This window comes from Cobetia sp. AM6, from assembly GCF_009617955.1.
Lineage (GTDB): Bacteria > Pseudomonadota > Gammaproteobacteria > Pseudomonadales > Halomonadaceae > Cobetia > Cobetia amphilecti.
The window spans coordinates 1,562,257-1,577,019 of the sequence record NZ_AP021868.1 but is presented as its reverse complement, the minus strand read 5'-3'; the positions used below and the strand labels follow the sequence as shown (position 1 = coordinate 1,577,019).

Annotated in this window: 9 protein-coding genes and 8 pseudogenes; 5 read left to right on the top strand and 12 right to left on the bottom strand. The window is 55.2% G+C overall.

Annotated elements, in window-relative coordinates; genetic code table 11:
• Positions 1 to 18: 18 nt before the first annotated feature.
• Positions 19 to 651, bottom strand: coding sequence for a putative quinol monooxygenase (locus tag CLAM6_RS06745; RefSeq protein WP_153635504.1), 633 nt, complete (start codon positions 649 to 651; stop codon positions 19 to 21).
• A gap of 296 nt (positions 652 to 947) precedes the next feature.
• Positions 948 to 1,199, bottom strand: a pseudogene (locus CLAM6_RS18145) (PAAR domain-containing protein).
• A 791-nt stretch (positions 1,200 to 1,990) separates the two neighbouring features.
• Between CLAM6_RS18145 and CLAM6_RS06735 the strand changes: the two are divergent.
• Complete coding sequence (locus CLAM6_RS06735; protein ID WP_153635503.1) at positions 1,991 to 3,694, top strand: sodium:solute symporter family protein; 1,704 nt, start codon at positions 1,991 to 1,993, stop codon at positions 3,692 to 3,694.
• Between the two features lie 40 nt (positions 3,695 to 3,734).
• Complete coding sequence (locus tag CLAM6_RS17925; RefSeq protein ID WP_215824257.1) at positions 3,735 to 3,863, top strand: putative transporter small subunit; 129 nt, start codon at positions 3,735 to 3,737, stop codon at positions 3,861 to 3,863.
• Positions 3,864 to 3,982: 119 nt separating this feature from the next.
• Here the strand turns inward: CLAM6_RS17925 and CLAM6_RS06730 are convergent.
• From CLAM6_RS06730 to CLAM6_RS06720, 3 genes and pseudogenes are all read right to left on the bottom strand, one after another.
• Positions 3,983 to 4,288 (bottom strand): annotated as a pseudogene (locus CLAM6_RS06730) (Gfo/Idh/MocA family oxidoreductase); the annotation flags it as partial.
• 75 nt (positions 4,289 to 4,363) lie between these two features.
• Positions 4,364 to 4,510, bottom strand: a complete 147-nt coding sequence (locus tag CLAM6_RS18200) for an integrase core domain-containing protein (protein WP_153636825.1) — start codon at positions 4,508 to 4,510, stop codon at positions 4,364 to 4,366.
• Positions 4,511 to 4,741: 231 nt separating this feature from the next.
• Positions 4,742 to 5,956: pseudogene (locus CLAM6_RS06720) on the bottom strand (IS1380 family transposase); the annotation flags it as partial.
• A gap of 50 nt (positions 5,957 to 6,006) precedes the next feature.
• Here CLAM6_RS06720 and CLAM6_RS06715 point away from each other — a divergent pair.
• Positions 6,007 to 6,129 (top strand): annotated as a pseudogene (locus CLAM6_RS06715) (transposase); the annotation flags it as partial.
• A gap of 42 nt (positions 6,130 to 6,171) precedes the next feature.
• Here CLAM6_RS06715 and CLAM6_RS06710 read toward each other — a convergent pair.
• Positions 6,172 to 7,724, bottom strand: a pseudogene (locus tag CLAM6_RS06710) (IS3 family transposase).
• A gap of 73 nt (positions 7,725 to 7,797) precedes the next feature.
• On the opposite strand from CLAM6_RS06710, the pseudogene CLAM6_RS06705 reads away from it, so the two are divergent.
• Together CLAM6_RS06705 and CLAM6_RS17920 are read left to right on the top strand one after the other, a co-directional pair.
• Positions 7,798 to 8,061, top strand: a pseudogene (locus CLAM6_RS06705) (transposase); the annotation flags it as partial.
• A 231-nt stretch (positions 8,062 to 8,292) separates the two neighbouring features.
• A pseudogene (locus tag CLAM6_RS17920) lies at positions 8,293 to 8,436 on the top strand (IS481 family transposase); the annotation flags it as partial.
• A gap of 2 nt (positions 8,437 to 8,438) precedes the next feature.
• On the opposite strand, the gene CLAM6_RS06700 reads toward CLAM6_RS17920, so the two are convergent.
• The 6 genes and pseudogenes from CLAM6_RS06700 to CLAM6_RS06665 all read right to left on the bottom strand — a co-directional run bounded on the left by CLAM6_RS06700 (position 8,439) and on the right by CLAM6_RS06665 (position 14,710).
• Positions 8,439 to 9,292, bottom strand: a protein-coding gene (locus tag CLAM6_RS06700; protein ID WP_153635501.1) for an IS5 family transposase whose coding sequence is annotated in 2 segments (ribosomal slippage) — positions 8,439 to 8,950 and positions 8,950 to 9,292 — 855 coding nt in all. Because the reading frame shifts where the segments join, the coding sequence is not laid out codon by codon here.
• Positions 9,293 to 9,441: 149 nt separating this feature from the next.
• On the bottom strand, positions 9,442 to 10,104 hold the full coding sequence (locus tag CLAM6_RS06695) for a glutathione S-transferase family protein (protein ID WP_172978639.1): 663 nt from the start codon (positions 10,102 to 10,104) through the stop codon (positions 9,442 to 9,444).
• 34 nt (positions 10,105 to 10,138) lie between these two features.
• A pseudogene (locus CLAM6_RS18195) lies at positions 10,139 to 10,622 on the bottom strand (transposase); the annotation flags it as partial.
• A gap of 176 nt (positions 10,623 to 10,798) precedes the next feature.
• On the bottom strand, positions 10,799 to 11,956 hold the full coding sequence (locus tag CLAM6_RS06690; protein WP_153635500.1) for an iron-containing alcohol dehydrogenase: 1,158 nt from the start codon (positions 11,954 to 11,956) through the stop codon (positions 10,799 to 10,801).
• A gap of 1 nt (position 11,957) precedes the next feature.
• Positions 11,958 to 12,374 carry an organic hydroperoxide resistance protein gene (locus CLAM6_RS06685; protein WP_153635499.1) on the bottom strand — a complete coding sequence of 139 codons (417 nt, stop codon included), beginning with the start codon at positions 12,372 to 12,374 and terminating at the stop codon, positions 11,958 to 11,960.
• 1,211 nt (positions 12,375 to 13,585) lie between these two features.
• The gene (locus CLAM6_RS06665; RefSeq protein WP_153635496.1) at positions 13,586 to 14,710 is read right to left on the bottom strand and encodes an alkene reductase; all 1,125 of its coding nucleotides are present in this window, start codon (positions 14,708 to 14,710) and stop codon (positions 13,586 to 13,588) included.
• Positions 14,711 to 14,763 lie beyond the last annotated feature (53 nt).

Below are 14,763 nucleotides of genomic sequence, written 5' to 3'. Positions count from 1 at the left end.
AATGACCGGCGGGAGAACTCAGAACTCGCTGACGATATTCAGGTACTGCTGCATGTCCCCGACCATGGCCTGCTCCAAGAGCTTGCCTGTCTCGATGGCATAGGGCTGCTGGAAGTGAATGTCCCACAGGTCTGACTCCGTGCGCCAATGCTCGTATATCACCAGCGTGTCGTCCTGCCCGTCGATGGTATACAGATCAAACACGAGATTGCCCGGCTCCTCACTGCGCGTCTTCGCCACATGCGTGGTGAATTGCTGCAGCAATCGAGCGCGATATTCTTCCTTGATCTTGAAGATGAAGAAGATACTGAATACCTCATCTTCCGGCTGCACGTGCCTGGGGTTCGCCTCATGCAATGGCGCCGGGTCAGTATCGTTCAAGGGCATCACCTCGAATGGCGATGCCAACGCCGTGTCAGCCAGTTTCAGCAGGGCTTGCGCGTATGGCTGATTCACATGTGCCTGATGAGCTTCGGCGCTTGCCCAGCGCTCGTAGGCGAAGATGGTGGTGGGAGAATCCTTGGCCGCGAAGAAACGCATTTCCAGCATCTCCGGTTCAGCCGCTGAGCCCAGCTTGTTGTCAGCCAAGGCCTGCTTGAAGGTAGCGAGTTGTTCGGGCTTGACGTCAAATTTCACGATCAAGGTGAGCATGGAGATGCCCCTTATAGTCAGTGGTTGTCATAGGCCCAACGGCAAGAGCTGTTACGTCACGTGGCAGCAGGTCTGTCTCGGGAAGTGACTGACACTATCTCTCGCTGCCTGGCTGAAAAACCCGCGGCGCAGAGAAAGACTTTCAATGAAACCTTGAACGTGAATACAGCCCCTTCCTCTGCAATGCGCCGCTTGAAACAAGAGACTGCGGCCTCACGCAGATTCAGAACGAAAGATCCCGCAGGCAGGGCTACAGGATCAACGAATACAGACAACTCATCGACCAGCTCACGTCCTCATCCCAGGCCCTGCTTGCCACTCGCGGCAGAGATCAGCGCCGCCCCACATGACGTGTGACAGCCGTGAAACGCTACCGGCTTGCCATTCAAGCTGATGGTGGGATGCCCCTAGATGATGCTGCAGATGCTGTGGCCATCCTTGGGACACCTTACCATGACCCCCACCACTGCCACCGGCTTGCCCTCCAACAGATAGTTGGACTGGGCATACACCACCTTGCCGCCATGTGTGGTGCTATCACCTGGCACTATAACGCCATCGCCGGAACTGAGCATCCGAGACCCTACAGCTGGGCCGCTTTGAAGACTCGCTCTCCCATGTGTCAACGTCCTCTTCCACGCCGAGTCAGCCGTTGCTTGGGCCATTGAGGGAGTCTTTTCCTCAAGCATTGGACAAGAAATACGCATGACGTAATGACAACGATTTATTTCACTTCCTGGCACCATTCAGAACACTCAGCAAATAAACACAACTCATGCCGAGTAATATTATTTATATAATACGTCATGTCTTTCATGCTGCTCTGGCACGTGTCACGCAACTGAACATCGTCGCACCCGCTCGTCCAATCATCGTTGAGGTGAATGAGAGGCAAGCTTTCCCCGCCAGGGTGTGGACATTGACATGCGCATAATTTATCGTTGCCAACGAATTTGATAACGAGAAAAAATAAAAACACCGTTTTGCCAAGCTTGGGGCTGACCAACAACTCGCATCAGCGCCCTTGCAAGGCTTGACCGATAACAAGGACGCGTATGCGATATCATTATTCCGATGAAGGCAGATGCATGCCACGCCGCCCTCCCCCAAGTTCCCGCCTGACCGGGAAGTGCCACCAACTCCGTCTTCATTGACCGAGATTGCCGATTATTGATGACGCGGCCCACGTGCTGCGCTGGATGCCATTTGCTTGAGCAAATGACGCAGAACTACGTCCACGGCTAAGAACCTTCCCCTCCTTACTCGTCGCTATCGACAACCGTTTGCCCTTAGGCGACTGCGTTGCGTAGCGCCCTGTTTCCCTACCGAGGGCCAGTTCTTGAACAACGAATCGCTATATCAATTCTCTACCCTGACTGTCGTACTGCTGCTGCTTGCCTTCTATGGCGGCACCTACCTGATGACGCTGGGGATCCGCAAGAAAAATGAAGATGCCGATGCCTTCATGGTCTCCAACCATCGCGTTGGCTTCGGCATGGGCGCGGCAAGCATGACGGCTACCTGGATCTGGGCGGCCTCCTTCTATGCCGCCGCCACCTCCGGCTATACCTATGGTGTCTCAGGGCCGATCCACTATGGCCTGTGGGGTGCACTGATGATTCTGTTCATCTACCCCTTCGGTCGCCGCTTCCGCAAGCTGGCACCCAATGCGCATACACTGGGCGAGCTGATCCATGCGCGCCACGGCTCCTCCAGTCAGCTGATTCTGGCGCTCTCCAACCTGCTGGGTAGCGTGATCAGCCTGATGGTCAACTTCACCGCCGCCGGGGCGCTCGTCTCCGTGCTCTCACCGCTGTCCTTCCAGGCAGGCGTGATCATGGCGGGTGTGGGGGTGCTGTTCTACACCCTGTGGTCCGGCTTCCGCGCCTCGGTACTGACCGACTTCGCGCAACTGGTTGCCCTGATGGCGATCGCCATCGTGATCATTCCAGCGGTGTTCTTCGCCATGGGCGGCCCGACGGAGCTGGTCGCTGGCCTAGATAATCTGACGCCTGAGCAGGCCAACTTCTTCTCGACGGATGCCATCCTGAACCAGGGGGCGCCCTTCTTCGTCGCTGTACTGGCCTATGCGATCGGTAACCAGACCATTTCCCAGCGCCTGTTCGCCGTCAACGAAGACCACATCAAGCCGACCTTCCTCACCGCGACGCTGGGCTATGGCGCCATCGTCATCGGCCTGGGCATGATTGGCCTGATGGCACTGACACTCGGGGTGGAGCCGCTCAACGGCGACATGAACAACCTCATCCCGCAGATGGTGTCCGAGTATCTGCCGCCGTTCTTCATCGCGCTGTTCTTCATTCTGGTGATCGGCTCGCTGTCCTCTACCGCGGATTCCGACCTTTCCGCGCTATCCGCCATCATCATGGCTGATGTCTATGGCAAGAATATCGCCCGCGGCAAGCCAGACCCGAAGCGCATGCTCTTCATCGGCCGCTTGACCATGATCATCGCCACGGTGCTGGGCATCGTCTTCGCCAGCTTCTCACTGGATATCCTGGTGATGCTGGTCTTCGTCGGGGCTCTGTGGGGCGCGATCGTTTTCCCGGTCATCGCCAGCTGCTTCTGGAATCGCGTGACCAACACCGCCTTCACCACGTCGGTCATCGTCGCGATGGTGATGTTCTGCCTGGCACGCTTTGAACTGGTGCCGCTGACGGGCATGAGCGGCCTGTTCTTCGAGCTGCTCGCCAGCATCGGCGGCGGCGTGATCATCGGTCTGATGGTATTCGGCTTCCTGGGGCGCATTCTCGGCATCATCGCTGCTGTCGCCGCCATGATCGCCATGCTGATCTTCGCGACCGACTTCCTGCGTGACTACACCGTTCTGCTCGCCTCACTGACCGCTTACGGCACCAGCACTCTGGTGTGTGTGGTCATGAGCCTCGCCAGCCGACAGGAACGCTTCGACTTCGACACCATCACCGCACGTGTCGGCAACTATGACGAAGCACTCGACTCAGGTGGTCGTGATACGACAACACCGATCCAGACGCAGCCTGCTGCCTCCACCGGCGCATGATTCTGGATAACGTCCGAAACAGAACAGGGAGACAACACACATGACATTGCTATTTGCCACCTACGTACTGGTATGGCCAGTGCTCACCCTGGCGGTATTGATCGTCATCTGCCGCGCGGTCGCACGTGATCGCCGCATCGCACGGGAAGAAAAGCGCGAGCTGGTATAAAGCCCTCTGGCGTAATGTGACGCCATGAAAGCAAAAGCCCGCCTCTGGAATGTCCAGAGGCGGGCTTTTTCATGCTGTGGGTACGGCCTCACCTGATCGGTCATCAAGGTGCCAAAAGCTCACCGAATCTCGCTGAGCAGCACGCGGCGTCCTTCGCGCCAGGAAATGAGCGCGGCTTCCGCCAGCTCAAGTGCCGCCAGGCCGTCCTGAGCCCCGGCCAGAGGTGCTCGCTTGTCTTGGTAGGCCGAGACGAAATCGGCGACCTCACGCCCGAATGCCTGAGCATAGCGCTCGAGGAAGAACCATTTGGGTCGTTCATCCATCACCCCCTGCTCGCCCGTGAAGCGCAGTCGCGTATCCGTCTCGTTGCGGGCTTCCAGCATGCCCTTGCTGCCGAAGACCTCGATGCGCTGATCATAGCCGTAACAGGCACTGAAGTGGCCCCCATCCTTTGGACCACCTGACGGGTCGTCTAAGCTCGGATCAGGTCATCATCGGCGTCAGGCCGCCTGGATCAGTGGTTGAGAGAAGTACACTTCATCAGGTGTAGCATCGTCTAGCCCTTGGTGGGGCCGCTCTGTGTTGTACCAAGCGAAGTAACGCTTCAGATCCCCTCGCAAGTGGGCGCCGCTCTCGAAAGCCTTCAGCCCGCCTTATTCACGAGTGCCCTGATCAGGCGGCTTGAAGTGGCTGGCCGTTGGGTTCTCGCACCAGGGGCGCTATCTACGCCGTAACGGCCCGCTGAATCATGCCCAAATGCTGCTCTTCTGTCGTATCTATATAACGTTCAGGAATTAATCACGCCGTTAAAGCAGCCGTCATCGTCGACCGTCGCTGCGGTCGCTCGATTCTTGAAGCTATGGTGGTTGCGCCGAACGTCAGCTGAGCGCGGTCAGCTTCGGCAGCCCCTTCAGCAAGGCAGGCCACCATTTATCAGCCGCATCGCCGAGGTGAACGGTGATGCGCCGAGCGTGCAGCGAGAGCGTCGCCGCCACCTTGAGCACCTGTTCACGCATCCGGCTCAGGCTCCAACCCTGCCGAGTCTGGCGCCCCAGCAAGCAGCGAAGGCCATGCAGAACCTGATAGGCGTAGAGACTCAGCAACAGGCTCACCTCATTGCGGGCCATCACGTCCTGGACGGTGGAGGCACCGCGATCGGTCGACGAGAGATGCACGTCGAGCGCCGACTTCACCTCGCCCATGTGCGCTTCGGCGCTGCCGCGCTTGCGATAGAGTGCCAGGATCTTCTCGGGCGGCCAGTCGAACTTGCCGAGGTTGGTGACCAGGAAGAAGGCATGCAGCAGCAGGTCATCGGGGCGTTCCTGAACCACCAGCACCACGCGTCGTGGCGTTGGCCAGGTACCGGCCTGGTATTCAAGGTCGTGGCACCACTCCCGAGGCTGCTCAGGTGGCCGGCCGCGTGGCCGCTTCAGGTAGGGCGCTGCCAGCGCCTGCAAGCCCTTGTGGCTACGCAGCCGGCCCAGGTACTCGATGCTGCGCTTCTCCAGCGCCTCCAGCGTGTCGTTGTCGGTGAAGCCGGCGTCGATACGCACCCGAACCTGGGCGCCGGTGCTCTCGTTAAGCCGCTTCACCAGGTGCGGGATCCACGTATCAGCGTTCTCGGCGGGGCCGGCGTTGCCCTCGCGCAGCAGGCCGCCGACCATGTCGCCAGTTTCGGCCAACGAGGCGACCAGCGGCGAATAGATCCGCGTACCGTAAAGGCCATGATAAGCGGAACCGCCCTGGTGCCCATGGACCTCAATCGGCAGGCCGTCGATGTCTAGCGTCAGCTGCTTGGGACGCTCGCCGTTCTTCAGCGAGGTCAGGCGCCAGGCCACCAGCCGCAGCAGACCTTCATGCACGGCATCGATGTTGTCGTTGTGTCCAAGGCAGGTCAGCAGCCGCGACAGCGTGGCTTGGGACGGCCTATCCTGGACCAGTGGCGTCATGCCGCGCGCATCACTGCAGGCCAGCTGCCAGAGCGGATCACGGCGCAGCGTGTCGGTATCGCTGAGATCGATCCACCCCATCGCCCGCTGCAGCACCAAGGTGCGTATCTGGCTGGCCAGCGAGTGGCGAATACGCAGCGGATGCCCTATCTGCCAGCGTAGTTGTCACCTAAACGGATTGAGAGGTGATCAACGTGCGTTATTCCACAGAACGTAAGGAAGCCATCCTCAAGAAGATGGCGCCGCCTATGAGCATGACCATCCCGGAATTGGCCAAACAGGAAGGCATCACTGCAACAACCCTCTACAATTGGCGGAAACAGGCCAGCGATGTCTGTCAAGCTTGTTGGAACCTGTAATCAGGCGGCTTCTAATCGCTGATCCTGTTGAACCAGCGGGTCTTCCTGGTCGGGGTTCAGCCAGACTGTCCGGCGCGGTGTCCAGTTGCGGGTGGCACTGCTCCACCGCCCGGGATGTTGCCGTTTCGCCTCGGCATAGATGGCGTCTCGCCTTGCCAGCACCTCGTTATCCAGGCCGGCATGCCGCTCCCCCGGGGTGACGAACCGTATGGCGCTGTGGCGGTGTTCGTGGTTGTACCACTGCACGAAGCGCGTCACCCACTGCTGCGCCGCTGACAGGTTCTCGTATCCGTCCATCGGGTAGTCGGGCCGGTACTTGCAGGTCCTGAACAGCGACTCTGAGAAGGCGTTGTCATTGGAGACCCGAGGGCGGCTGTACGACGGAGTGATATTTAACCGCTGCAGCGTCGCCTGAAGCGTCGAGCCTTTCATGGCGGAGCCATTATCGGCGTGTAATACCAGTGGCTGGTTGATGCAGCCTTCGCGCAGCACGGCACGCTGGATTACCTCGCTGCTATTGGCCATGGACTCCTGGTCGAAGACCTCGGCATCGACGATCTTGCGACTGTAGATGTTGACGATCATGTACAGGTAGTAGAACTGACCACGCACCTGGGTCGGTAAGTAGGTCACGTCCCAGCTCCAACAGGCATTGGGGCGTGTCACCCGGTGTCGCTGGGGGTCGCCCTTGGGACGTGGAGCGCGAGCGCGGCCACGGTGGTGCTGCTCACCATGCTCCCGGAGAATGCGGTAGTAGCTGGACTCTGACGCCACGTAGCGGCCTTCTTCGTCCAGCAGCCGCGGCACGATCTGCCCAGGCGGCAGGCTGGCGAACTCAGGACGATGGCAAATCTCCAGCACCTGCTGACGCTCTTCCGGCGATAGGGCATGACGCGGGACAGGCCGCACCGCTTGAGGCCGGCGATCCTGATCGCCCCGCACCCAGCGGCGATACGTGTTGGTGCCGATGCCGAGTTCAGCGCATGCCGACTGCAGGCGTGCCCCTTGGGCACGCCCCTCATCGATCAGCTGTATGGCGTCCTGGCGATCTGTGGTGCTGATCATTCGTCCTCGTCCCCCCAGATCGCTCGGGCCTTTTTTCGCAATGTCAGTAGTGCGGCGGTTTCCGCCAGCGCGGCCTCCTTGCGGCGGAGCTCGCGCTTGAGTTCCTTGTTCTCCTGGCGCTCCGCCTTGCGTGCCTCACTCTGCTGCTTGGTGGCGGCATCGCTTCGGTCGTTAGCGCCTTCACAGCTCGCACGCCAGCGCTGGACCTGTTCGGGATAGAGGCCACGCTGCCGGCAGTATTCGGCACGCTCAGCCTCGCTGAGGGCCGCTGTCTCCAGAACGGCGTGGAACTTGTCCTGCGAGCTCCAGCCTTCGGGATCATCGCTCTGGTCAGGTAGCAAACGGCCTGCTTGCCGAGCCTTCTTGCGCCAGTTGTACAGTGTCGCAGCGGAGATGCCTTCTTCCTGGGCCACTTCTGCCACCGTGCGGTTGTGCGGCGGGAGCAGCTTCTTGAGGATGGCCTCCCGGCGCTCGTCGGAGTACTTCATCGGAACCTCATCACGCCCCATATGGTTCAGAGTCTAACAGCCGCTGATACTCCAACTAGCGTGACAGTGGGGGACCGTCCAGGACGTGATGGCCCGCAATGAGGTGAGCCTGTTGCTGAGCCTCTACGCCTATCAGGTTCTGCATGGCCTTCGCTGCTTGCTGGGGCGCCAGACCCGGCAGGGTTGGAGCCTGAGCCGGATGCGTGAACAGGTGCTCAAGGTGGCGGCGACGCTCTCGCTGCACGCTCGGCGCATCACCGTTCACCTCGGCGATGCGGCTGATAAATGGTGGCCTGCCTTGCTGAAGGGGCTGCCGAAGCTGACCGCGCTCAGCTGACGTTCGGCGCAACCACCATAGCTTCAAGAATCGAGCGACCGCAGCGACGGTCGACGATGACGGCTGCTTTAACGGCGTGATTAATTCCTGAACGTTATATAGATACGACAGAAGAGCAGCATTTGGGCATGATTCAGCGGGCCGTTACGGCGTAGATAGCGCCCCTGGTGCGAGAACCCAACGGCCAGCCACTTCAAGCCGCCTGATCAGGGCACTCGTGAATAAGGCGGGATCAAGCTTCATAAACAAGCGACGACGTCACCGAAGATCCGTATCGATATACAAGCAGCGCCCTCCAGCATCACGGATAGCGAGCTCGCCCGGCAGTATGGCGTTGCCATCGCGACTATCCGGCGGTGGCGGCACCGTGACGATACCTAGGTTCTGTACGAAAAGTCGGCTCGTAGACAGCGGCGTATGCAAGCTACGCATACCATCGCATAAAAGCTACGGGCCAACTTCTCATATCGCGTCGCAATACGACGGAACTCTTTCAGCCAACTGAAAGAGCGCTCCACGATATTTCGCTGACGGTACATGGGTTTATCGAAACCCCGTAGGAGACCTGGCCGGGGTTTCCGTTTCATCTTTCGTTGAGCGATGATCGGCTTGATTCGAACGCGGTCGCAGTAACGGCGCAACTCATCACTGTCATAGCCCTTGTCTGCCACGATGTAGCGGCAACGCTTTCGTGGCCGGCCACGACTCCCCGGTAGATGAACCTTTTCCAGAGTGGGCATGAAGTACCGCGTATCCGATTCTTGCCCCGCCGACAGCGTGAAGTCGATGGGCCAACCAAAGCGATCACAGATCAAATGGATTTTGGTCGTGATGCCGCCACGACTCCGGCCCAACGCATGGTCTAAGGGTTCTTCAGATCCCCCTTTTTGCCTCCACCAGCGGAGGCGCGTATTGCACGAACGGCGGTTGAGTCGATCATCCAGGTCTCGAGATCCATCAGGCCATCTTCACGAAGCCGAAGTTGTAGCCGCGACAAGACCGCCTCAAAGGTACCGTCATCACGCCATTGTCGGAACCTGGCGTAGACAGTACTCCAAGGGCCATAACGTTCGGGAAGGTCGCGCCACTTGGCGCCAGAGCAGAGGGCCCAAAAGATGCCGTTCAGCATCTGTCTGTCGTCTTTCCGGGGCCTGCCCATCGATTGAGCCGGTGAGACAATGTCTTCGATCAACTGCCATTGGCTATCAGAGATTTCGTCGCGTCCTGTCATACCGCACCTATGCTGGGTGTGCATGGGTCACATTAGCAAAAATGACTTTTCGTACAAAACCTAACAAGGATAGCCTCCGATGTGAAATCCGATAATCCGGTGCCATACAAGTGGTCAACCACACGGGGCCTGACAAGCATGCATGGTTACTACTTATCTATATGCAATGTTATTCCTGTATAACCACCATCTCTTAGCTTATTCTCTATATCTAATGCCTGCTTATAACTAGGTAAAGAATGCATTCCTTTAATATAGTTAATTAAGTTAGGGAACTTATTTTTAGGCGACATATTAAGAGCTGTCTCTATAACAAAGACAAGCATAAAATCAGCCCCTGTCAATCTATCTCCTACTATATATTTTTTATCTTTGAGTGAATCATCAAGATAACAGAAAACCTTCAAAAACTCATCCTCGGCATACTTCTCTAAAAATGATGTTTGTTTTTCACTGCTCTCACGTAAATTAAATATTTTAAGCAAAATAGGTAGCATAGCTGAACTTTCTGAAAAATGTATCCATTCTAAATATTCAAAATACTCTTTAGAAGATTTGCTTGGCGCCAAATAACCAGCAAATCTAGATATAATAATTTCGGTTATAGCTCCAGACTCGACAGTAATCTCACCATCTATATTCACAACTGGCGACTTTCCTAGAGCATGTATATTTAGTAATGACGATGGCGCGAAATGTGTAATAGCATCTCGAGAATAGCCAGTTATCTTGTACGAATGACCTATCTCTTCAAGTAACCATAAGATACGAATTGAGCGCGAATCAATTAAGTGATGTAGGTGTATCATCATATAACTCCATTCCTGTTAGTTAAAATCAAATACCTTAATTCAAGCAACAAGCTATTATCTGCGGCACCCAGGCTTCCTGCGCATTCCCCCCCCCCCCAAACACCTGCGCCGGTGTCTGATAATCGGACCGTTTTCGAGGACGGTCATTTGGCTACTCGTCCGACTTGCATAACACTAAATTACTAACTTGGCGGAAGTCTTTTCCTTTGGGGAACAAGCAATTGGTGTTCTTGTTGCTCCCACGCAGCCTAGAGCGATAAAAATCAAAGAAATCCATCATCGCCGTTACGACCTTAGCCACCGCTTAGCATCCGAAGAATTCCGAGCCATTGTCCAGTACAGCGTGATGATCTGGACTGCCGCCGCGCCTAGACCCTAGGCAGTCTTGCCGCCAGTAAATGGCAGCTGCGACGCTCAACTAGTGTGACCAGGTCTGATTGCTTGTGACACTGTATTACGGTGTCACCCACCCAGTGGTCGATGAAGCGTCGATCATCGACCTTATCTGGGCTCCACTCATCACGCAGCCATCATGCTAAACAGGCGCTTTGTCCACTTGGTGGCGGTACGGCACCTTACAGGTACCGCTTCTTTTTCAAACCTCAGAGTGTTCTGAGTCGACCATCCTTTTTGGGCGTTCTACCAACACAAGTTTACTGTTTACAGCGCCTACTGCCATCATATTCTATTATTCTTATAAAGCAGCTTCAAGAATACGGCGAGCATCATCGGGTGTGATGGATTTATGTTCACCAAGCGCAGTCATTCCGTGATTTCGTAAAGAATCAACGATATAGTCGATTCCGGCAGCATCAACACTATAGTCGCCTAATCGAGTCTTGATGCCCATCCGCTCAAAGAAATCACGCGTTGCTTCGATCGCAGTATCAATGCGTTCGACATCAGATCCTTCACGAATATCCCAAACATTGCTGGCATACTGGAGAAGTTTCTCACATTTGACCTCGCGCTGATCATACATTAATGATGGTAGCACAACCGCAAGCGTACGGGCGTGATCAGTATCGTTCAGTGCGGTAATCTCGTGCCCGATCATATGAGTAGCCCAGTCCTGAGGTACTCCTGCACCAATGAGCCCATTCAAAGCCATTGTTGCAGCCCACATCAAATTGGCACGAATATTATAATCATCAGGTTTCTCAAGCGCCTTGGGTCCAAGTTCGATCAATGTACGCAGAAGGGTTTCGGCAAAACCATCCTGAATCGACGCAGCAGCTGGATAGGTTAGGTATTGTTCGATCGTATGAACGAAGGCGTCAACTACACCGTTGGCAATCTGACGCGGTGGCAAGGTGTAGGTCACCTCGGGATCTAACATGGAGAACACCGGGTAACAATGAATACTGCTAAACGGCAGTTTAGCTTTTTTTTCAAGATTGGTAATCACTCCACCAGAATTCATCTCAGACCCAGTAGCAGGTAGCGTCAACACAGAGCCAAACGGAACTGCTTGGGTAATGACTGATCCATGTGATATAAGAATATTCCAAGCATCACCATCATACTTTGCCGCCGCCGCAATAAATTTGGTGGCATCGATGACCGACCCCCCCCCAACGGCTAGCAGGAAAGTGACGGCATTTTTGCGAACTATCTCAACTGCTTTTAGCGCTGTAGCATAGCGTGGGTTAGGTTCAATGCCTCCAAACTCAAGCATTACCCTGCCAGCAAGAGCTTCGCGCACCTGGCTTAGAACGCCAGTACGTTCGGCACTACCACCGCCATAGAGAATCAAAACTTTCGCATTAGCGGGGACCTGATCTTTCAGCTCTGCAATGCTACCTTTACCAAACAGAATTCGAGTAGGGTTGTGAAAATCGAAATTCTTCATATCAGTTTCCTTCAGTTTCAATATGTAAGCGGATATCGATGTTTCCGCGAGTAGCATTGGAGTAGGGGCAAAGTTTATGTGTCGCCTCGACCAATCGCTGTGCGTCCTGTCGGGCCATGCCCGGTAAGTGAGCAATAATGTCAAGGTCAAGCGCGTATCCACCATCGGATCGTTGGCCGATACCCACTTCAATCGAAGTTTTTGCCCCCTTGACATTCAGCTTGAGCTGCCTTGCGGTAATCTCCATCGCGCTGTCAAAACAAGCGGCATAGCCAAGTGCAAACAGTTGTTCAGGGTTTACGCCATCTTCATCACTATCGGGCCGAACCATTTGGACCGAAAAACTGCCGTCGTTCAGGGTTGAAATTCCTGTGCGCCCGCCCATTGCAATTGCAGCAGTTTTGTAGAAAATTTTCATGAACTATCACTCCTTATTCGACCAGTCGACTATCGAATGGTTAAAAAATACCTTGAGGGCATCGTTTTTCACGTCACTATTTAGAACGGTGCGTCAATATCAACCACCGAAATAAGCTTGTGGTTGACAAACTCCCTGATTCCGAGCCCGATCAATTCTCGGCCGTAGCCCGACCGACCAATACCACCAAAAGGCAAGTCTGCCTTAGTAAGCGTTAGGAGATCAGAGTCATCGGCCAACGCATCTGCAATCTGCGACCAAATATTTCTTTAACCAGCGATTGTAACGCATATAGACGGTATGCCGACGCCCGAAGGAGACCAGCAGGTCACGCTCAGGAGCTCCAATGCGAGCGATCGACAGGACAGCTTCATTAAAGAGGCCGGTTGTCTTTGGCGGTCACACCACAGTCAGTCACTTTATCGGGAAGAAGAGACTCAAGTGACTCCCACTGGTTATCACGCAGCATCATTCGGACATTTATCCAAACCCCGTCATCCCATATTAGGCACGTAAAAAGTAGTAATTATCAACACTGTCAAACTTACTAATAATTTCTTTGTTTTTTGCCACCAGACATCTTATATACCATCAGTGATACCACTCGTCCAGCCAGTGGAAATGATATTAACTGAGTGACTGGGACCAATACTAACACTTCAATAAGAACCATTAACGGGAAGCTTAACCCCTTGGTTAAGGGAGACAATATAGCCAGCACTATTAGTAAAGTCGGATATAGCCCTATACACCCCACTAATAACCTTCTTCGAATAGAATTTGCCCTATGATGCCAAGACTTTTCTCTACTCCGCTTCATGAATGCCTCTTCATTAGAGAAATGATGATAATTTCGATTCTGCGCGATTGAAGCGCTCAGAAAGGAACTTCTATCCCACTACTACTAACTGACGAATATACGGTCACCACGATGACTGGTGGTCACAGTTAATGCCTGAAAGTTAGATAGAAATGATGAAAAGTACGTCCTTCGCATAAAAATCAGGCTCTTGTGCCGCAAATGCTGCTGTTGAGGACCGATATCTGCGACAAAAACCTTTATATGACTCCGGAAGCGCTCTCATGAATAAGCCGGGATAAGGGATTGTACTTGGCTAATACATTGTCAGGCTCCTCTGACCTCAAGGTTTCCATTACGCACACGCAGCTCCACTGGCCGCGTCCGAAATGCGAACGCGACCAGTAATGCCTTATGGCCGGTAAGAGGGATAGTCGGTGTATCCCTTGTCAGTACCGCCATACATCGTCGCTGAGTCTACTGCGTTGAGCGGCCAGCCTTGGGCGATTCGCTCAGGCAGATCCGGGTTGGCAATGAAGGGACGACCGAACGCAATCAGATCTCCCCAGCCTGCCTTTACCACGCGCACACCGCGCTCCACGGTATATTTACCGGCATAAAGGACCTTGCCACTGAAGTTGACGCGTACGTCATTACGGAAAGTCTCAGGCAGCTCTGGTGCGTTGTCCCAATCGGCCTCGGCAATCGAGACATAGGCAATTCCGATCTGTTCGAGAACCCTGATGGCCTCGATATAGGTCTCATGGGGATCATCCTCCACCAGCCCCAGATAGACGCGATCTTCCACGGTGCTGGTGAACAGCGGAGCGAATCGCACCCCGAGCCGTTCCTTGCCGACCACATCAGCAACGGCCTGAACCACCTCGCGCAGGAAGCGCAGACGATTTTGCAGCGAGCCACCGTATTCATCGGTTCGCCGATTAGTATGCACGGAAATGAACTGGTTAATGAGGTAGCCGTTGGCGCAGTGGAGTTCGACACCATCGAAGCCTGCATCGAGTGCATTGCGGGCTGCCTGGGCGTAGAGCCGTACCAACTCCTTCACTTCGGCAGTTGTCAGCGCACGCGGCACCGACGGCTCCGAAAGTGCGCCCTGGTTCGGACCGGTTTCGACGAACACCTTGACGTTGTCGGCAACGATTGCTGAGGGCGCGACGGGTGCCGCACCGCCGGGTTGCAGCGAGTCGTGCGAAACCCGTCCCACATGCCAGAGCTGCGCAAATATAATGCTACCTTCAGCATGTACCGCTGCCGTGATTTTGCGCCAGCCTTCAACCTGTTCCGAGCTGTGAATACCGGGCGTCCAAGCATACCCTTGACCACGCGGCTCGATCTGCGCGCCCTCGGTGACCATAAAGCCCGCCCCTGCCCGCTGACGGTAGTAGGCAGCCATGAGTTCGTTCGGAATGTTGCCCGGCTGGGAACTGCGCGAGCGGGTCAGCGGCGGGAGCACGATCCGGTTTTTCAGAATGTAAGGCCCCAACTGCGTGCTTTCAAAAAGTATCTCTTTGCTCATATTGAAAATCCTAAATGCTTAAAAATTTCGATATTAGTGAAAAAAACTTGACT

Excerpts from the sequence above, each read along its gene's own strand:
- CLAM6_RS06665 (WP_153635496.1), bottom strand. The coding sequence starts at position 14,710 with ATGAGCAAAGAGATACTTTTTGAAAGCACGCAGTTGGGGCCTTACATT.
- CLAM6_RS06685 (WP_153635499.1), bottom strand. The coding sequence starts at position 12,374 with ATGAAAATTTTCTACAAAACTGCTGCAATTGCAATGGGCGGGCGCACA.
- CLAM6_RS06695 (WP_172978639.1), bottom strand. The coding sequence starts at position 10,104 with ATGATGATACACCTACATCACTTAATTGATTCGCGCTCAATTCGTATC.
- CLAM6_RS06690 (WP_153635500.1), bottom strand. The coding sequence starts at position 11,956 with ATGAAGAATTTCGATTTTCACAACCCTACTCGAATTCTGTTTGGTAAA.
- CLAM6_RS06745 (WP_153635504.1), bottom strand. The coding sequence starts at position 651 with ATGCTCACCTTGATCGTGAAATTTGACGTCAAGCCCGAACAACTCGCT.
- CLAM6_RS17925 (WP_215824257.1), top strand. The coding sequence starts at position 3,735 with ATGACATTGCTATTTGCCACCTACGTACTGGTATGGCCAGTGCTCACC.